This window comes from Pseudarthrobacter lactosi, from assembly GCF_055412785.1.
Genome location: NZ_JBVAYS010000001.1, coordinates 437,441 through 455,970, shown reverse-complemented (window position 1 = coordinate 455,970; position 18,530 = coordinate 437,441). Strand labels below are relative to the sequence as shown.

The window sequence follows — 18,530 nt, the reverse complement described above, 5'->3', positions numbered from 1 at the left end:
TCGCATCTGACGATGGCAGGTAAGCTCACCGCGACGGTTTGACCACCATCGCCGAACCGCCACCGCGCCGCACGGGCTCGGCCACGGCGGTCATGCTCTTGCCGGGCCCGAACTCGATGGCTGTCGCCGCACCGATCTCCGCAGCCGAGGTGAAGGCGTCCCCTGCAGGGACCAACTTGTGACCGTATGGTGCCAACGCGTCTCCATATGCCGTGATGAAGTCCGGTTCGGCCGTGACATTGGCAGTGTTGCGCTGGGATGCACGCGGCGCCGCCAGCGAGTCCAGAATGTTCATATCCAGGTCCACCCTGTTGAGGATGGTCTGCAGCACCGTCGTGATAATGGTCGATCCGCCGGGGGAACCAAGCGCCAGGAACGGCTTTTCGTCCTTGAGGATGATCGTGGGAGACATCGAGGACCGCGGGCGCTTGCCCGGCTCGATCCGGTTCGGGTCCGTGGGGACATAGACGGTGGAGAAGTCGGTGAGCTCGTTGTTCAGCAGGAACCCGCGGCCCGGCACCACCATGCCGGACCCGCCGGTCTGCTCGATCGTGAGGGTGTACTCCACCACGTTGCCCCACTTGTCAGCGACAGTCAGGTTGGTGGTGGAGATGTTTTCGGTGTCCTTCTCGTCTGCCGCTGCCGCAGGCGTAACCGGGCACACGCCGTCGTACTCTGACACGTCACCGGCCGGTACCGGCTTGTTTGCCGCCGTCCCGGGGTCAATAGCGCACGCCCGTTCCTTGCCAAACTGCAGATCGGTGAGTGCCTTAGTGGGGACGTCAACGAATGCCGGGTCCCCTACGTACTTGGCTCGGTCTGCGAAGGCGAGTGCGCTGGCCTCGAGGTAGTGATGCAGTGCGTCCGGCGTGGTCATCTCACGGAGGTTGAAGGGCGCCAGGATATTCAGCGCCTCACCGACTGTGGTGCCACCGCTGCTGGACGGAGCCATGCCGTAGACGTCGTAGCCGCGGTACTCAACGTGCGTGGGCTTCTGGTCCAGGGTCCGGTATGCGGCGAGATCCGCCGTCGTCAGGTGGCCGGCCGGAACAGGCAGCTTGGTGGTGTCGCTCTTGGGCGGTGACTGGACCGTGGCCGCGATCTCGGCTGCGAGCGGGCCGCCGTAGAAGGAATCCGTTCCCTCCTTCGCGAGGAGCCGGTAGGTCTTGGCGAGGTCCTGATTGTGGAAGATGCTGCCGACGACGGGCAGTTCGCCACCCGGGAGGAACAGGCTGCTTGTGGCAGGGAATGCTTCGAAGCGCGCCCGGTTGTCATCCGTCTGTTGGCGGAAGGTTTCATCCACCACGAATCCACGGTTGGCCACCTTGATGGCGGGCTTGAGGGCCTCGCCAAGGTCCAGTGTGCCCCACCGTTCCAAGGCCCGTTCCCACGTGGCCGGTGTCCCGGGGACGCCTACGGAGACGCCGCTGGTGACCAGTTCGGGGGTAAACCGGTATGGGATGCCGGCCGGGTTCGCCGGAGTGATGGTGGCCGGATTGATAAACGCGTCCGTAGGCATCGTTGCCGGCGCCGTTTCGCGGCCGTCGATGGTTCCGACTTTGCCGGTCTTAGCGTTGTAGAACACGAAATATCCACCGCCGCCGATGCCGGCGCTGTAGGGCTCGGTCACACCCAGGGTCGCAGCCGCGGCGACGGCTGCATCCGCCGCATTGCCGCCGTCGCGCAGGACCTCGATCGCCGCAGCGGACGCCTCCGGGTCAACGGTGCTCACCGCCCCGCCGTACCCCGTAGCCAACGGGGTTTTATCGGTCGCCCAGGGGTCTGCGAACGCGGGACTGGTCACCGCCCCTGTCGTTACGCTCAAGGCCAGGACAGCCGTCACAGCCGCCAATCGACGTCGCACACTAGGCATGATCTCTCCCAAGTCAGGGTGTTGCGCAGGGTGGGTTTGCGCCACGATACTCCGCCGGGTTGGGACTCTCAAGGCTCAACTTTTTGCCAGTGCCATGGGCAAGGGCCATGGCTTCAGGCCGATGCGCCGGCTTCGGTGGTTGCTGTGTCGGCCGGCGAGCGCCGGCGGCGGCTCGCCAGCAGGAACGGCACGGCGAAGAGTTCAATCACACCGCTGAAGGCAAGCGAGAGGGGATAGCCGTACACGTCCGCTGCCCGGCCCATCAGCGGCTGCACCACAATTCCACCGCTGGACCCCATCAGCGAGTCGAAGCTGAGCACCGTTGCCCGCTGCTGCGAGGAAATCATGTCATTGAGGTAGGCCTGCCGTACCGGGGTGCCCGCCGCGGAGACGAGGGCCCACAGCACCAGCAGCAGCAAAGCCACCCAGAACACGCGCGTAATGCCGAGCGCCACCAGGAACAGCGCGCCCATGGTGCTGCTCACCACCAGCACAGTGGTGCGTCTGCGGACCCGGCGCCGGACAGTTGGTGCCAACCAGCCGCCCAGGATCTGCGCTCCCGCCATAACGGCCGCCGCGAGTCCGGCGACGGAGTAGGCCCGCGGGTCCCCGAACAGCTCCAGCAGGTACGGTTGCAGCGCGTAGAACACATAGAACCCGATGCCGGCACTGAACGGGGCGGAAAGCATTACATACCGTACGGGCGGGTTCTTGAGGCCGCTCTCAATGGAGGCCTTCAGCACTGCACGGGTCGCTGTAAGCGGATGCGGGGAGCGTTCCGGAGTGAATCCAACATCGCGCATCAGCAAGAAGGCCACACTAAACATCGCCACGAGCACTCCGACTCGCACCAGGAACGGCACGCCCAGGTCAGTAACCTGGGCGATCACGCCGCCGGCCGCCGAGCCCACCAGCATCGCGAAGCCCGACACCACCTGTCCCCGTCCGAAGACGGTCTCCAGGTCCCCGTAATAACCGGAAAAATGCAGCGCATCGACGAGCCACGCCTCCACTGCCCCGGAGAAGAACGTGAAGCCCAGGCCCAACAGGACCGACACCACCGCCCAGGACCAGAACGGCGCGGATAACTGCCAGAGCAGGTAGTACAGGTAGGTGGAGACTGCCAGGGTGACGGTGCCGAGCAAGAATGAAACGCGGCGCCCCCAACTGTCCGCGATGACGCCGGTGGGTACTTCGAACAGGACCATGCCAGCCGTGAAAAAGGCGTTGGCCGCGAATGCTTCCAGGTTGCTCAGGCCGGCATCCAACAGAAAGAGCGTATTGATTCCCCAGATGAAGGAGGCCGCAAAGGTATTGCCCAGCGTCAGGGTGAGGTAGATGCGTTGGATCCTCCGCGCGGCGGCATTCATAGGCTGGCTTTCATGAGCCGCTGGGCACCGGGTCATGCCGGAGGTACCGGCGCCGGAACCGGCCGGTCCCGGCAGTCAGCGCACGGAGCTCCACGGCGTACTTCAGGAGTTCCTGGTCCGGTACTTCGGCGCTGATTTCAGTCAGCTCACCACCCGAGGTGGCCGTGCCGGTGAGCCTGCCGCGGCGTGCTGAGAGGTCACTCATCACGGCACCCACGTGCGCCTCGGACACGGTGATGCTGACCGAGGAAACCGGCTCGAGCAGCTGGATGCGACCGGCCGCGGCGGCCTCCCGGAGCGCCAGTGCGCCGGCAGCCTGGAAGGCGGCGTCGGACGAGTCAACGCTGTGGGCTTTGCCGCCCACCAGGGTGACGCGCAGGTCCACCACGGGGAACCCGGCGGCCAGCCCTTTCTGCATCTGCGCCCGCACCCCCTTCTCCACGGACGAGATGAACGTTCCGGGGATCACCCCGCCCACCGTTTTATCGACGAATTCGAACCCGCCGCCACGGTCCAGCGGCTCCACATCGATGTCGCAAACGGCATACTGCCCGTGTCCGCCGGACTGTTTGACCTGCCGGCCGTGGCCCGTTGCCGGGGCTGCGAACGTTTCCCGCAGCGGCGTCACCACGCCAACGGTGTGCAGCTTGACGCCCTGGTCGCGCAGCCTGTCCAGGACCACCTCGGCATGGGCCTCCCCCATGCACCAGAGAATCAGCTGGTGTGTTTCCGGGTTCCGCTCCACACTCAGGGTGGGATCGCCAGCGGCCACCTTCGCCAGGCTCCGGGCCAGCGCATCCTCGTCACTGCGCGAGTCCGCCTCGACCGCCACCGGCATCAGCGGCTCCGGCATCTCCCAGGTGGCCAGCAGCAGAGGCCGCTCCTTGGCCGAGATCGTGTCCCCGGTTTCGGCGCTCCCCAGTTTCGCCACCGCGCAGATATCGCCGGCCACACACTGCGCCACAGGACGCAGGTTGGGGCCCAAAGGCGAATACAGGTGGGTGAGGCGCTCGTCGGCGTCATGGTCCTGATGGCCGCGGTCCGCGAGCCCGTGCCCGCCGACATGCACGGGCGTGTCAGCACGCAACGTACCGGAAAAAACCCGTGTCAGACAGACCCTGCCCAGGAACGGATCAATGGTGGTGCGGACCACCTCAGCCGCCAGCGGCCCCTCCGGGTCGCAGGCTAAGGCCGCCGCGGGAGCGCCCGCCAGGTCAGTCGCCGCAGGGAGGCCGGCCTCCACCGGCGACGGGAAGCCCTTGGTCAGTACTTCCAGCAGTTCCGCCGTGCCGAGTCCGGTAACAGCCGAGGTGGGCAGGACCGGGAAGAAGGAACCACGGGCGACGGCGGTTTCCAGGTCCCCGATGAGGACATCGGTGTCGATGTCCTCACCACCCAGATAGCGGTCCATCAAGGTCTCATCCTCGCTCTCGGCGATGATCCCCTCGATGAGCCGGCCTCGGGCGCCCTCGGAACCCGCGCGCTCGCCGGGATCGGCGTCCCGGGAGCCGGCGGCTGCCTGCCCGGCGGAGTAGTCCGAAACTGTGCCCGTCAGCAATCCCAGCAGCCCGGTGGTTTCGCCGCCGGAGCGGACGGGGACGTACAGCGGCAGCACCGAGTCGCCGAACGCCTGCTGGCAGGCGGCCAGGACGCCGTCGTAATCTGCCCGGGGGTGGTCCAGACGGGAGATGACCACGGCCCGGGGAGTGCCGAGGCGTTCGCATTCGCCCCAGAGCGCCGTAGTGATGGCGTCGATGCCGTCCACGGCGGAGACAACAAAGAGGGCGGAGTCCGCAGCCCGCAGCCCCGCCCGAAGTTCGCCGATAAAGTCCGGATACCCCGGCGTATCCAGCAGGTTCACCTTAATGCCGTTGATGAGCAACGGGACCAGGGACAGTGTGACCGACCGCTGCTGCCGCACTGCTGATGGGTCGGAGTCACTGACGGTGGTGCCATCCGCGATGGAGCCTTTGCGTGTGATCATCCCGTGTGCGGCCAACAATGCTTCGACCAGCAGGGTTTTCCCGGCACCCGAATGCCCCACGAGCGCCACGTTGCGCACCTGCTTCGAACCCGCTGCCACGATGCCGTTGGAAGCATCGGCCCGGCGCACTTCCGGTCCTCCACGCCCCGGTGTCCGCGCTGTGTCCTTTGCGCCTCTCACTGACATGGGAACCTCCTGGCATCTTTGCCATGCACCGGGCCGAATCGTGTTCTTTGATTCGACACCCTGGCGGGCGCAAGGGCAAGAGCAACCACCGGGACGGGGCGGCCGCTGCGGTGGATAATGGCAGCCAGAGCCCAAAGTGCCATTGCGAGGAGGTCCCTGTGCAGCCGCTGCCGCGCATCACCGTGGAGGTTCCGGTCCTGGCGGTGGGATCAGCACCGTCTGACTATGAGGGCCTGGGCAGTTATGTCAACGCCCTGCGGAGGCAGCAGGGGCTGCACCTGACGCTGCTGCACATCGGCATCCTGGCGGATTTTGCGCAGGACGTCGCGGACTGGACGAAGGGGATCACCCCGGCCCGTGACGCTGTCCGGCAGACCACGGGCTGGTTGCAGGGGCTGCCCGTGCTGGACGGGTTTACGGGCACCTCGGAACAACTGATTGTGCTCGGCGACGGAGGCATCTCCGGACTCGAAGTGGACGTTCCCCGGCGGGTACACGACTATCAGGTGTCCCTGGTGCAGGGCCTCCATGATCTGCTGGACCGGCTCCTCGTCGACAATGTGGACGACTTCATCCTCGGCTCACCCGCCCTGGGGTACCGGTACCCGCACTGGGTGCCCCATGTCGCCGTCGGCCGTCCACTGTCGAGGGAACGCGGACCGCGAACCATTGCCCCGCTCACCGTCGCCTTTGGCCCGTCGCGGATCAGGAACGGCCGGTTCCTGCCGGCGGCTGACTGAGGAGCCAATGCATCAGAGCCTGCCCCGTTACTGCCGGTCAAGCGCTTCCAGTAGCCGTTTGACCGATCCGCCAAGGTTCCACTCGACGGCGAGGCGCTCCAGTTCGGCGCGCGATCCGCCGTCCACGGGGTGCAGCTGTGCTCCCGATTCCTCGAGGGTGGGAAGCTTGAGGTTGCGCACGATTCTTACCACGGTGGGCGCGACCGCCAGGTAGTCGGCGGCGGCGGCGAGCTTGGACTGCACGGAGGCGGACACCCCGCCTCCCGCGTCGGCGGCTGCAGCGAGCAAATTCTCCAGGGTGCCGTACTCGCCCAGGAGCGACGCAGCGGTTTTCTCACCGATACCGGCAACACCTGGCAGCCCGTCGGAGGCATCCCCGCGGAGCGTCGCGTAATCGGCATACTGTTCGGGCAGTACCCGGTACTTCCGGACCACGACGGCGTCCGTCACGACCTCGAGATTTCTCATGCCCCGCGCGGTGTAGATCACCCGCACCTGGCGGTCGTCGTTGACGGTCTGGAAGAGATCGCGGTCTCCGGTGACTACATCGACAGGGAGGTCCGCGTGGCTGGCGTAGGTGCCAACGACGTCGTCCGCTTCGTGTTCAGCAGCCCCCACGATGGCGATGCCGGCGAGCCCGAGGACACGGCGGATCATCGGAAGCTGCGCCTCAAGCGCGTCCGGGACCACTTCCACGTCGGGGGCGTCCGGCACAAGTTCGGCCACCCTGTGCGACTTGTAGGTCGGGATCAGGTCCACGCGCCACTGCGGACGCCAGTCATCGTCCCAGCACGCAATCAAATGCGTTGCCGCGTACTCCGTGGTGAGGCGGGCGATCATGTCCAGGAGGCCACGAACGGCGTTCACCGGTATTCCGTCAGTGCGGCGGATCGTGTCCGGCAAACCATAGAAGGCACGAAAGTACAGGGACGCAGTATCGAGCAGCATCAGGCGGTCCGGCATACCTGATCCTGACACGGAAGCGGCTGCCGGGCCATCCGTACTTGCCGGCGACAGAACCCTCCCATGAGGTTAGGATGCCACTAACGGTTCAAGCAGCGGACCAAAACTTCTGTGTTTGAGAGGTTCCCCCTTGGCCGAAAATGCACCCGGAAAGACCGTGCCCCGAGCGCCCCTGAAACAGGCTTCGGACCGGCACGCCCCGCCGCGTCATCAGGACGACGACCCTAACGGCGCAACGGCAGCGACAGATCGGAATGCTGTTCCCAATCCCTCCGGCTTCGACCGGGAGCACTGGCCGGGACCCTGAGCCCGGGTAATGTCATGCGGCGAGCGCGCAAATTCCGGACTGGCGACGCCGTCTGGGCAGAATGGACAGCATGACCCTTACGACCTTCGCCCTGATCCGCCATGGCCAGACAGACTGGAATGCGCAGCGTCGGCTCCAGGGAGCCACTGACATTCCGCTGAACGATGTGGGCCGGGGCCAGGCGCGCGACGCCGTTGACGTCCTGTCCGACTACGAGTGGGATGCGATTGTGTCCTCGCCGCTTAGCCGCGCGGCGGAAACGGCCACCGTCATTGCCGACGGGCTGGGACTGAGCGTGACCCGGCACATTCCGGCACTCGCCGAACGCAGCTTCGGACCGGCCGAAGGCCTGCAGGCCGGCCCCGAGCTGGAGGCCCTGCGCATCCCCGGCGGTTTCCGCGGCGCCGAAACCGAGGAAGACGCGGCCGCTCGCGGGTTGGGGGCACTGGAATCACTGGCCAATGAATTCCCCGGCCGCCGCGTCCTGGTGGTCGCCCACGGCACGCTCCTCCGGGTCAGCCTCAACCGCGCCATCGGCCGCACCCTGCACAGGATCGACAACGCCGTGCTGAACCTAGCCCACCACCATGCTACCGAGGGCTGGCACCTCGAATACTTCAACGGTGAGCGCGTCGTGGCTGCAGCCCGCAAGCATCCATCTCGTCCCCTACTCAACTCAGTCCCTGGCAGCTAGACTCAGAGCCGAGCGTCCGTGACAGCATCCGGACATTTGGAGAGAAACGGAGGTGGTTTTGATGACTGCTACAGCCGCGCGCCCAGAGCGCCCCGCACACATCAACCCAATCACCACCGTCTCCAGCACCCGCACGGCGTAAGCGCGCACCGCACCAACGGACAGGCCTAACGGCCGCAGGGCTACGCTGATTCCGGAGTCTGGAGACCTCCCCCGAGGACTCACCTTGAACAATTCCTCAGGCATCAGCCTGGACAGCTACTCCCTATCAACCTCCGACACGACCCCCGGGCCTGAAGGACCCACAAAGTACGGTTACTCCCCCGCTATCGCGGCGCATTTTGACGCGCACCAACCCGAAAACCAACGCCAACACCGCCACCTTGCGGACCAGCGCTACGAGCGCGGACGGGTGGTGCGCCTGGACCGCAACCTCGTCCTCACAGCCGTCGGCCGCGAACTCCTCCACCTGCCGTACCCGCTGGATGCCGGCGTTCCGGTCACCGGCGACTGGGTGTGGATCGGGCCCAACCGCGCGGGCGGCCGCCAGATCACCGGGATCCTCCCGCGCCGGTCAGAGCTCAGCCGGAAACGTGCCTTTGAAGAATCCTCGGAGGCGCAGGTTCTGGCCGCGAACATGGATGTGGTGGGTGTGGTGGTCCCGGTGGACCGGCCGCTCACACACAACCGCCTCGAGCGTACCCTCGTGGCCGCCTGGGACTCCGGCGCGATTCCTCTGGTGATCATCACCAAAGCCGATCTTGCAGACATAGCGGACGACGTCGTCGGGAAGGTCATCCTGCAGGCGGCGGGTGTGGACGTGGTCACCACGTCAGCCGAGAACGGAGACGGAATCGATGCTCTCCTGGCGCACCTGCCGCCGCACGGCACGCTGGTCCTCCTCGGTCCGTCCGGCGCGGGCAAGTCCACGCTCATCAATGCGCTGGCGGGTCGCGAGATCCAGCACACCGGCGAGGTCCGCTCCGGCGACTTCAAAGGCAAGCACACCACCACGTCGCGCGAACTCGTGCCGCTGGCGAACGGAGCCGTTCTCATGGACACGCCAGGCGTGCGGGGATACGGCCTGTTCGACGCCGGTGAAGGCCTGGGCGAGATGTTCGGGGACGTGGAGGAACTGGCCAGCCGCTGCCGGTTCGCTGACTGCGCCCACCAGCAGGAGCCCGGCTGTGCCGTGCAGGCGGCTTTGGCGGACGGGACACTCGATGAGCGTCGCTGGCTCAGCTATGGAAAACTCCAGCGCGAACTCGCCGCCCTGGCCCGCCGGACCGATGCCGCCGCCCGCCGGGCCTACCAGCGCGAGTGGCACCAGAAGGTGGTGGTGGCAGCCAAATCCCAGCGGTCCGCTGAACGTGACAGCTCCGAGCGGCGGGAGGAGCAACGGTCCAAACGGAAGCGGCGCTGAGCCGGACGTTCGCACTCACGCTTGCTCCCCCGTCGCGATGATGGCCACCGCTTGACGATCAGGGTCGTTGACCCTGTTCGGGCCCTGTCGGATCCGCAGGCGGGGGCGGCGGGGGAGCATCCGGCGGACGGATGGCCGGTGGAAGGGAGCTATCCGGCGGGGGCGGGGCGGGGAGCGTCCTGCCGTCGCCGGCACTTGGCTGCCACGCCTGGCGTTCCGATGCGCCCTGGTCCAAGCGGAATGGCGGATAGTCATCGCGCATTAGGGCTGCGTAGGTGATAACGCGGTAGATCCAGCGGTTGAAACCCATCAGCAGGTCGAACAGCGGGCGCGGGTAGCGGCCGCTGAACATCAGTATTACCGCTGCAACAAGGACCAGGAAGCCGAACAGCGAAAATCCCGTCCCGGTCTGGTATGTCACGCCTGCGGTCTCGGGATCGCTCCAACGGACGGTGCTGGTGCCGGTCAGCGCCGCAATTATGATGAAGTGCGGTAATGCAAGGAGCCACCATTTCACCAGCACCAGTCCACGGGACAGCCGTTCCGGGTAATCCACTTCGAAATCAGCAGGGTAGTCCGTCCTGGCAAGGGTGAAGGGCGGATACCTGTCCGTGCCCAGCGCCCCGTAGGTGTAGAAGGCCACCCGCCAGCCCCAACGCAGTACTCCCACGTTGAAGTTGAACAGGGAATGCGGATAGCGGCCCGTAAACAGGATGGCAAACCCGGCAAATAAAGTGACCACCATAAACGCGAACCACAGGAAGAACAGCACAATAAAGTGCGGGATAGCCAGGAACCACTTCACCAGCCACATCCATCTGGAGAGCATCGGGTCGAGTTCACCGCGAAGCCGCGCCGGGTAGGGCGACAGGCCGGCGGCAGCCTGAACGTTCGGGGTCTGGACGTTCGCAGCCTGGCCAGCGGGGCCCTGATAGGCGGACGGTTTTGCGGCGCCGGGATATGCAGCCGGGACCGCACCTGGCACCGCACCTGGCACCGCAGCGGTGGGCGGCGTTGTGTGACGGCCCAACCCTTGGGCGCCAAAAATCAGGAGTGGCACGCCGAGAACCAGCAGGATGGCCCCCGCTGTCAGCAGGCCTGCGGCTATCGGGCCGAACAGCTCGGACCGGAACCCGGCCTGCAGATCCGCAGAAACTCCGGCGCTGGCATCGGCGTTCATGACCACCACGGACCAGTCCCCGGCCTCAATTTTCCAATCCAGGCTCCGTTCGCCGCTGCCCGCTGTGGAAGCCACCCAGAAGTCCTGGCCGGCGGGGGCTGACGGTTGGGTCGTGCCCTGCACCTCCCGGTACTCGGCGCGGAACGGCCGGAACTCCACATCCCGCAGTTCGGAGTAGTTGGATCCGGCGAGGTAGCGGTCAACATCCGCCCTGGGCGCTATGCCGATAAAGATGTCTTTGTCTGAATTGGCAGATTCCGCCCCTATCCGGATGCTGCCCACGTCGAAAGGCAGGGGTCCCGGGTAGGAGTCTCCTCGCATGTTGTCCGCGCGGGCGGACACGATGGCCGTGGAATCGACGGCAAAGCGTTCCCTCGGAGAGGTGAGGTATCCGCCGTCGTTCTGGAGCGAGTTGACCCACGAGGCGCCAATGCCCCCAAAGAGCAACCCACCGCCCAGCATCGATAGCAAAATGCCGAGAACGAGCATGGTGATGGAGCGAGCACGCATGGGATTCCTCCCTCGTCGTCGTTTTCGGATATTTCGGCGCCGGCCCGCCCCGCTTGAGTCGCGCCCAGGCAAAACAGTGTCCACTGGAACGACAGCGTCTACTGGAACACAGGCGCCGAGTACTTCGATTTGTGAGCCGGCGATACGTTGCCTGGCACCCGCCCCGGCTGGCTGGGTGGGCTCGTTCTCTGAAAACCGCCTTCCGATGGAAGGGCATCCACGCGGGCCGGTGGACCGGGCTGCTGCCGGTGAAAACAGACTACGCCTGCAGGGAGCCGCCATCTAGGTTCTGCGGCGTGGTTGGGGGTTTTTGGACCCGCTACTGCCCTGCCGGCATCACCGGCGGCACGAACTGGAATGTCATCCCGAGCAACCAGACCAGCAGCAGCACCACCGGCAGGTGGAACAGGAACTGCAGGAACGTGAAGCCCACGAGGTCCCGGGCCCGGAGCCTGAGCACCGCGAGCAGCGGCAGCATAAAGAACGGGTTGATCAGGTTGGGCAGGGCCTCGGCGATGTTGTAGATCTGCACGGTCCAGCCGAGGTTCATCTGCACATCGGTCGCGGACTGCATCACGTAGGGCGCCTCCACAAGCCATTTGCCGCCGCCGGACGGGACCAGCAGGCCCAGCACGGCGGTGTAGAGCGCAATGACCACCGCGAACGCGCCGCCGCCGCCGATATCAGAGAAGAACTCGGCCAGGTGCGCGGAGATGGTCATCCCGCCGTGGCCGGTTGCTTTGGTCAGGATGGCTGCCATGGCCGCGTACAGCGGGAACTGGACCAGGATCCCGGCAGTCGCCGGAACGGCTTTCGTGACGGCCTGCAGGAATTTCCGCGGTGTCCGGTGCAATACCAGGCCCAGGATCAGGAAGACCAGCAGATAGCCGTTAAGGCTGCTGACCACGGTCAGGAACGGCTTCGTCAAGAACTGGGAGACCAGCCAGCCCAGGGTCAGAACGCCCGCAAGGATCGGCAGGATCATGCTGTATTCGAGCCATTCGCCCGGACGTGAACGTGGCGCCGATTCGCTGGGTTCGTCGTCGAGATCGACGCCGAGATCCTCCGCAGTGCGGATTGCACCGCCCTGGGGTGCGGAGAAGTGCGCGATCACGGTTGTGAGGGCCATCAGGATGGCGAGGGTAAGCAGTGACTGCCACGTGAAAATCGTGGCCCCGAAGTCCAGGATGCCGGTAATCTTCAGCAGGGCCGGCGGCAGCGACGCGGCCGTGGCCTGCAGCTGGGCGGCGGAAGAGGACAGCCCCAGCGCCCAGACGGCTCCGAGTCCCATAAACGCCGCCGCGCCAAGCGCCCGATAGTCCACCGTGAGGTCCTTGCGGCGGGCAATGGCCCGGGCCAGCAGGCCGCCGAAGATCAGGCTCAGGCCCCAGTTCAGGAAGGACACGGACATGGACATCAACGCCACGAAGCTGACCGCCGTGCGTGCCGTCGCAGGGATCAGTGCCAGCCTGTTGATGAGCTTCGCCACCGGCGGCGACGTGGCCACCACGTAACCGGTCAGGACCACCATGGCCATCTGCAGCGTGAACGCCGTCAGATCCCAGAAACCGTTACCGAAGGAGTCCGCGATCGACTGCGGTGAAGCACCGATGGCCAACGCGGCGACTGCGATGATGACCACGCCCGCCAGGGCAAAGATGTAGGCATCCGGAAACCACTTCTCGGTCCAGGCCGCCATCCGTTGGGCTACTCTGGCGAGCCCGCGTTCTTCGGTTCCGGTGTTCGTCAGGACTGTGTCAGCCACAGTGGACTACCTCTCCATTGAGTGCAATTGCGTACCCGAGGGAGTCTAGTTCCGAACCCGCGGGAACCGCGGTAACCCGTTGACAGAAAGTGATCGATAACTAACAATTGTGTTATCGATCACTTTAGGAAGCAATGAACCCGTCACTCCGACCGGATACCGCTTTCCTTCTCGGCCAAAAGTTCCTGGTCAAGGGCACCGCCACCACCGGCATCACGTAGCCCCGGACAGCATCAGGCGCCGACGACGACGCCGCCCACGAAAGGACTCACATGAACCACAGCCCAACCCGCCGCAGCTACCTAAAGCTCTCGGCCGCCGTCGCGACATCCATCCTGGCCCTGTCAGGATGTGCCGCCGGCACTCCTGCGGCGGAGGAGACGGGCCCGGTCACCCTCAGGTTCACCTGGTGGGGCGGGGATGCCCGCCAGAAGGCAACCCAGAAGGTCATCGATGCCTTCCACGCCGAAAACCCCAACATCACCGTGGTGGGCGAGTACGGCGACTGGAACGGCTACTGGGACAAGCTCGCCACTCAAGTGGCCGCGAACGATGCCCCGGACATCATCCAGATGGACGAGAAGTACGTCCGCGAATATGGTGACCGCGGAGCGCTGCTTGACATCAAGAAACTCAACGGACTGGACACGTCCGGCATCGAACCGGACACCCTCAAGAGCGGCGAGGTGGACGGCAAGCTCGTGGGGCTGGTCACCGGCGTGGCCACATTCTGCATCGCTGCCAACCCCAGCGTCCTCGCCAAGGCCGGGGTGGCCATGCCCGATGACACCTCCTGGACGTGGGAGGACTACCGGAAGCTTGGCGAACGGATCAGCCGCAGCGGCACGGGCACCACCGGCGTCGGCGTACAGTACGGCGACCAGGACCTCTATATCTGGGCCAGGCAGAACGGCGACCGGCTCTACGACGACGCCGGCAAGGTGGTCATCAAACCCGAAACCCTCGTCTCCTTCTGGAAGCACACGCTGGAACTGTCCACGTCCGGTGCCGGGCCCAAGCCCTCGGCCATCATTGAAAACGCCTCGGCCTCGCTGAACCAGACTGCCCTCGCCAAGAACGAGATGGGCCTTGCCGGCGTGTTCAGCACGCAGCTGACGGCATTCTCGGGGGCCGCCGGCCAGGAACTGAAGCTGCTGCGCCTCCCCGGCGAGTCCACATCCAAGGAAGCCGGCGCCTACTACAAGCCGTCCATGTTCTGGTCCGTTTCGTCACGCACGAAGCACCAGGCGGCCGCCGAAAAGTTCCTGAACTACCTGACTAACAGCCAGACCGCCGGCGACATCATGCTGACCGAACGCGGCATCCCTGCCAACACCAAGATCCGTGCGGCCATCGCGCCCAAGCTGAACGCCACCGACAAGGCCGCCATCGACTTCACCGACGCCATCGCAGACGAGGTCCGGCCCGCCCCGCCCATCACACCCGCCGGCGGAAGCACCATCCTGGACATCCTCAGCCGCTACACCTCGGACATCCTCTTCGAGCGGACAACGCCCGAGAAGGCCGCCCAGCCCTTCATCGACGAACTCTCCTCCTCACTCCGGAAGTAGCCATGACCGACACTCCAGACACCACCAACACCGGCGGAACTCCCCTGCGCGTCGCCTTCCTCGGCACCGGCGGCATCGCCAACGCCCACGCCGAAGCGGTGCAGCAGCAGCCGGATGTGGAGCTCGCCGCCGCCATCGACGTCGACGCGTCCCGTGCCGAAGCCTTCGCCGCCAAATGGGGCGTCACCCGCACAGCGGCGAACCTCCAAAACGCGGTCGACCGCGGCGGGCTGGATCTTGTAGCCATCTGCACCCCGCCATCCAGCCACTTTCCGCTGGCACTGGAGGCGCTCTCGCTCGGGCTGCACGCCGTTATCGAAAAACCCCCTGCACTCTCCTTGAGCCAGATGCGGCAGCTCGAAGCGGCCGAAGCCGGATCCGCGGGATCCCTCAGCTGCATCTTCCAGCACCGGTTCGGGTCCGGCGCCCAGCGGCTGCTCGCCCTGCAGCGCAACGGCGCCCTCGGCCGGCAGCTTGTGGGAACCTGCAACACCCTCTGGTTCCGCGATCAGCCCTACTTCGACGTGCCGTGGCGCGGGCTCTGGGACGTGGAAGGCGGCGGGCCCACCATGGGCCACGGCATCCACCAGTTCGACCTGCTCCTGCACCTGTGGGGTCCTTGGTCCGAAGTCACCGCCTTCGCCGGCAAGCTCGCCCGGAAAACCGATACCGAGGATGCTTCCGCCGCCGTGGTCCGCTTCGAATCCGGCGCGATCGCCACCATCATCAACTCCGTGATCTCGCCGCGCGAAACCTCCTACCTACGGCTGGACTACGAAAACGCGACCGTCGAACTCGACCACCTCTACGGCTACAGCGACCACAACTGGACGGTAACACCGGCACCCGGCCAGGACGCCGCCGTCGGCCTCTGGACCCAGGGTGAGGACCACGCAAGCGGTCACGCGGCGCAGTACGCGGCCATTATCAGCAGCCTGCACAGTGGCGAAGATGCTCCGGTTTCCATCACCGATGCCTACGCCACGATGGAGCTGGCGGCCGCGATCTACGCGTCCAGCGTCAGCGGAACCACCATCGCCCGCGGCCAGATCGACGAGTCCAGCCCGTTCTTCACCCGGATGGACGGCCACCTTGAACCCTGGAAGCAAGAGGAAGCACTCAACGCATGAACACCTCAACAGCACTCACCTGGCGCGATGACAAGCAGTCCCTGACCGTCTCGCTCGGGGACCTGGAAATCGCCACCTACACGTACGACGCCACCGACGAACAGCGCGAATCACCGCGGCCGTTCTTCCATCCCCTGCGCACCACAGCTGGGGAAACCGTGAGCGTCTACCGCCCCTGGGACCATGTGTGGCACAAAGGCATCGCCTGGTCACTCCCCCACTTCGGCGACGACAACTTCTGGGGCGGACCCAGCTACCGCCGCGGCGAAGACTACAAGTGGCTGCCCAACAACGGAAGCATGCGTCACGAACGTGTCATCGACGCCGGACTCGAGGACGGCACGTTCCACTTCTCGCACGCGCTGACCTGGTGGACCCAGGACGGCAGACACGTGGTCGATGAAGCCCGCACCATCCGGGTCAGCCCGGCCGCTGACGAAAGCTCCTGGAACCTGGTCTTCGAAACGGCCATGACCAACGTCTCCGGCCGCGACATCCAGATCGGCTCGCCCACCACCGAAGGCCGGGAGAACGCCGGCTATGGCGGACTGTTCTGGCGCGGACCCCGCGAGTTCGCCGGCGGCCGGATCGCGGGCCCGGGCGGGGCCACCGGTGAAGAGCTGCGCGGCACCCGCGGACCGTGGCTTGCGTTTGTGGGCCAGCACGATGACAGCTGCCGCTTCTCCACCGTGCTGATCGCCGATGACACGGCCAACGCCCAGCACCCGCCGGAGTGGTTTGCCCGGTCCGAGCCGTTCGCCTGTTTCGGGCCCGCCCCGTTCTTCAGCGCGGAGGTCACGTTTGCCGACGGAGCCACCATGGTGAACCGGTACGCCGTGGTGATCGCTGACGGCGACTCCGACGAGGCGCGGCTCGACGCCCTCGCAGCGGCCGCGGCCGGTTCGCTGGGGCAACAAAAGGTGGCATCGCACGCATGACGGCAACCCAGCAAACTGCGCCGTTCCCCGGCGCAGTGGCCCTCACCCGGCTTGGCGTCTACGACTGGCAGGCGGCCGACGGCGTGTGCGGCGGATCGCCCCACATGCACACGGCTTCCACCGAGGCCTACCTGGTGCTGGGGGGCAGCGGACGCGTGGAAACGGTTACGTCCTCCGGCTACGAGTCCCACGGTCTGGCCCCCAACGACCTCCTGTGGTTCAGCCCGGGGACGATCCACCGGATCGTGAACACCGGCAACCTGGACATCCTCGCCATCATGCAGAACGGAGGTCTGCCGGAAGCAGGTGACGCAGTCCTCACGTTCGAGGCGGACATCGTTGCAGACCCGGAGAGGTATTCCCGGGCCGCAACGCTCGACGCCGGGTCCGCGCCGTTGTCGGAAGCGTTGGCTCACGCTGCCCGCACCAGGCGGGACGCGGCGTTCTCCGGTTACCAGCGGCTGAAGGACGCCGCGCTGGAGGGCAACTTCGACGTCGTCGAGCAGTTCCACCGCGACGCCGTCCGGCTGGTCCAGTCCAGGGTCCCCGGGTGGCGGGAACTCTGGAAGGCGAGAATTGCACCCGAGGCGGCACAGACGGAGCAGTGGCTGGCGGAGCTGGCAGAGGGCCGGTTCAACCACTTCATGGACGCCGCCGTGTCCCGGACGGCGCCGGCTGGCACGGAACGGAGTTTTGGCATGTGCGGGATGCTGCAGAAATGGGATACCGGCGGACCTGCCTGAGCCACGGATGCGCGTGCGTCTCCGCCAAAGCGGGAGGGATTAGGCTGGAGCCGGATCCCTCCCGCGACAACCGCAGGACAAAAATCTGAAGGGACGCCCCATGGTGCAATCAACTGTAGGACCGGGCCGGTCCAAGGCACCCACGATCTATGACGTGGCAGACCTGGCCGGGGTGTCGCACCAGACTGTGTCCCGCTATCTGCGTGACAAGTCGAAACTGAAGCCGGCCACCGTGGAGCGGGTTGAAATGGCGTTGTCGGAGCTGAACTACACTCCGAATCTCGCGGCGCGGTCGCTGCGATCGCGTGAGCTCTACCGCGTTGTGGTGGTGGTTCCCGAAGCCTCCCTGTACTTTCCGGCGCGGATGCTCAACGGAGCAGCCGGGGCAGCCCATGCTGCGGGCTACCGAGTGGATGTCATCGCTATGGAGGGAACCGCCGAGGCCCGCGCGCAACAGCTCCGCAACCTGTTGTCCGGAGAGGACATCGCCGGGATCTTGTCCTTCGTGCCCCGGCCCAAGCCTGCGGTAGCCGTCGATGGCGATTCAGCGGTCCCGTTGGTGGTGGCCGGCGAGTACGACAACAAAATGCGCGCCCGCGGGAGCCTGGCGGACGGCACGGCAGCGGGGAAAATCGTCCAATACCTGGCCTCGTTGGGACACCGGAATTTCTTCCACGTTGCCGGACCTGCCGCCTGGCCGTCCGCCCGCAACCGCAAGGCTGCCTACGAGGAAGCCATCGCGGAACTGGGATTGACGTCCGTGGGCATCGCAGCCGGCGACTGGTCCCCTGCGTCCGGCTACGCTGCCGGCAAGAAGATTGCCGGCCTGAAGGATGTAACCGCCGTTGTGGCGGGCAACGACCAGATGGCCATCGGCGTCATCCGCGCCTTGCACGAGAACGGCATACCGGTGCCGGGGGCAGTTAGCGTGTTCGGCTGGGATGACATGGCCGAATCATCGTTCTTGATTCCATCCCTCTCAACCGTGCATATGGACCTCGAGACGCTGGGCGCCCGGAGCATGAACGAACTCATCGCACGGATTCGTGGCTTTAACACGTCGGCCGAAACGCTGACGCTGGACCCCATGGAGCTCGTAATGCGGGAGTCGACAGGACCAGTGCCGGCCCCGGGCGCGCAGGTTTAGTCTTTT

Annotated in this window: 14 protein-coding genes; 8 read left to right on the top strand and 6 right to left on the bottom strand. The window is 65.8% G+C overall.

Annotated features, from left to right (window positions below; all coding sequences use genetic code 11):
* Positions 1–25: 25 nt before the first annotated feature.
* The 3 genes from ggt to ACZY0Q_RS02055 form a co-directional block, all read right to left on the bottom strand.
* Positions 26–1,873, bottom strand: coding sequence for a gamma-glutamyltransferase (ggt, locus tag ACZY0Q_RS02065; protein WP_463914098.1), 1,848 nt, complete (start codon positions 1,871–1,873; stop codon positions 26–28).
* A gap of 113 nt (positions 1,874–1,986) precedes the next feature.
* Complete coding sequence (locus tag ACZY0Q_RS02060) at positions 1,987–3,243, bottom strand: MFS transporter (protein WP_463914095.1); 1,257 nt, start codon at positions 3,241–3,243, stop codon at positions 1,987–1,989.
* Positions 3,244–3,253: 10 nt separating this feature from the next.
* Positions 3,254–5,413, bottom strand: coding sequence for an elongation factor G-like protein EF-G2 (locus ACZY0Q_RS02055; protein WP_463914093.1), 2,160 nt, complete (start codon positions 5,411–5,413; stop codon positions 3,254–3,256).
* 158 nt (positions 5,414–5,571) lie between these two features.
* On the opposite strand from ACZY0Q_RS02055, the gene ACZY0Q_RS02050 reads away from it, so the two are divergent.
* Complete coding sequence (locus ACZY0Q_RS02050) at positions 5,572–6,153, top strand: hypothetical protein (protein ID WP_463914091.1); 582 nt, start codon at positions 5,572–5,574, stop codon at positions 6,151–6,153.
* Between the two features lie 27 nt (positions 6,154–6,180).
* On the opposite strand, the gene ACZY0Q_RS02045 is transcribed toward ACZY0Q_RS02050, so the two are convergent.
* Entirely contained in the window at positions 6,181–7,116 is a 936-nt protein-coding gene (locus tag ACZY0Q_RS02045; RefSeq protein WP_463914089.1) for a 5'-3' exonuclease, read from the bottom strand.
* Between the two features lie 368 nt (positions 7,117–7,484).
* Between ACZY0Q_RS02045 and ACZY0Q_RS02040 the strand changes: the two genes are divergently transcribed.
* Together ACZY0Q_RS02040 and rsgA are read left to right on the top strand one after the other, a co-directional pair.
* On the top strand, positions 7,485–8,117 hold the full coding sequence (locus ACZY0Q_RS02040) for a histidine phosphatase family protein (RefSeq protein WP_463914086.1): 633 nt from the start codon (positions 7,485–7,487) through the stop codon (positions 8,115–8,117).
* Positions 8,118–8,343: 226 nt separating this feature from the next.
* Positions 8,344–9,540, top strand: coding sequence for a ribosome small subunit-dependent GTPase A (gene rsgA, locus ACZY0Q_RS02035; protein WP_463914082.1), 1,197 nt, complete (start codon positions 8,344–8,346; stop codon positions 9,538–9,540).
* Between the two features lie 58 nt (positions 9,541–9,598).
* Here rsgA and ACZY0Q_RS02030 read toward each other — a convergent pair whose 3' ends face one another.
* Complete coding sequence (locus ACZY0Q_RS02030) at positions 9,599–11,230, bottom strand: DUF4389 domain-containing protein (RefSeq protein WP_463914079.1); 1,632 nt, start codon at positions 11,228–11,230, stop codon at positions 9,599–9,601.
* A gap of 319 nt (positions 11,231–11,549) precedes the next feature.
* The gene (locus ACZY0Q_RS02025; RefSeq protein WP_463914077.1) at positions 11,550–12,995 is read right to left on the bottom strand and encodes a short-chain fatty acid transporter; all 1,446 of its coding nucleotides are present in this window, start codon (positions 12,993–12,995) and stop codon (positions 11,550–11,552) included.
* Between the two features lie 272 nt (positions 12,996–13,267).
* On the opposite strand from ACZY0Q_RS02025, the gene ACZY0Q_RS02020 reads away from it, so the two are divergent.
* The 5 genes from ACZY0Q_RS02020 (at position 13,268) to ACZY0Q_RS02000 (ending at position 18,524) form a co-directional block, all read left to right on the top strand.
* On the top strand, positions 13,268–14,566 hold the full coding sequence (locus tag ACZY0Q_RS02020) for an ABC transporter substrate-binding protein (protein ID WP_463914074.1): 1,299 nt from the start codon (positions 13,268–13,270) through the stop codon (positions 14,564–14,566).
* Between the two features lie 2 nt (positions 14,567–14,568).
* Complete coding sequence (locus ACZY0Q_RS02015) at positions 14,569–15,696, top strand: Gfo/Idh/MocA family protein (protein WP_463914071.1); 1,128 nt, start codon at positions 14,569–14,571, stop codon at positions 15,694–15,696.
* Complete coding sequence (locus ACZY0Q_RS02010; protein WP_463914069.1) at positions 15,693–16,634, top strand: DUF6807 domain-containing protein; 942 nt, start codon at positions 15,693–15,695, stop codon at positions 16,632–16,634. The genes ACZY0Q_RS02015 and ACZY0Q_RS02010 overlap by 4 nt, the downstream gene beginning before the upstream one ends.
* Positions 16,631–17,377 carry a cupin domain-containing protein gene (locus tag ACZY0Q_RS02005; RefSeq protein WP_463914066.1) on the top strand — a complete coding sequence of 249 codons (747 nt, stop codon included), beginning with the start codon at positions 16,631–16,633 and terminating at the stop codon, positions 17,375–17,377. The genes ACZY0Q_RS02010 and ACZY0Q_RS02005 overlap by 4 nt, the downstream gene beginning before the upstream one ends.
* Positions 17,378–17,477: 100 nt before the next feature.
* Complete coding sequence (locus tag ACZY0Q_RS02000) at positions 17,478–18,524, top strand: LacI family DNA-binding transcriptional regulator (protein WP_463914065.1); 1,047 nt, start codon at positions 17,478–17,480, stop codon at positions 18,522–18,524.
* The last annotated feature ends 6 nt before the right edge of the window (positions 18,525–18,530 follow it).

Bases quoted from the DNA above. Each gene is read 5' to 3' on its own strand.
- ggt (WP_463914098.1), bottom strand. From the start codon at position 1,873: ATGCCTAGTGTGCGACGTCGATTGGCGGCTGTGACGGCTGTCCTGGCC.
- ACZY0Q_RS02060 (WP_463914095.1), bottom strand. From the start codon at position 3,243: ATGAATGCCGCCGCGCGGAGGATCCAACGCATCTACCTCACCCTGACG.
- ACZY0Q_RS02055 (WP_463914093.1), bottom strand. From the start codon at position 5,413: ATGTCAGTGAGAGGCGCAAAGGACACAGCGCGGACACCGGGGCGTGGA.
- ACZY0Q_RS02045 (WP_463914089.1), bottom strand. From the start codon at position 7,116: ATGCCGGACCGCCTGATGCTGCTCGATACTGCGTCCCTGTACTTTCGT.
- ACZY0Q_RS02040 (WP_463914086.1), top strand. From the start codon at position 7,485: ATGGACAGCATGACCCTTACGACCTTCGCCCTGATCCGCCATGGCCAG.
- ACZY0Q_RS02030 (WP_463914079.1), bottom strand. From the start codon at position 11,230: ATGCGTGCTCGCTCCATCACCATGCTCGTTCTCGGCATTTTGCTATCG.
- ACZY0Q_RS02020 (WP_463914074.1), top strand. From the start codon at position 13,268: ATGAACCACAGCCCAACCCGCCGCAGCTACCTAAAGCTCTCGGCCGCC.
- ACZY0Q_RS02015 (WP_463914071.1), top strand. From the start codon at position 14,569: ATGACCGACACTCCAGACACCACCAACACCGGCGGAACTCCCCTGCGC.
- ACZY0Q_RS02010 (WP_463914069.1), top strand. From the start codon at position 15,693: ATGAACACCTCAACAGCACTCACCTGGCGCGATGACAAGCAGTCCCTG.
- ACZY0Q_RS02005 (WP_463914066.1), top strand. From the start codon at position 16,631: ATGACGGCAACCCAGCAAACTGCGCCGTTCCCCGGCGCAGTGGCCCTC.
- ACZY0Q_RS02000 (WP_463914065.1), top strand. From the start codon at position 17,478: ATGGTGCAATCAACTGTAGGACCGGGCCGGTCCAAGGCACCCACGATC.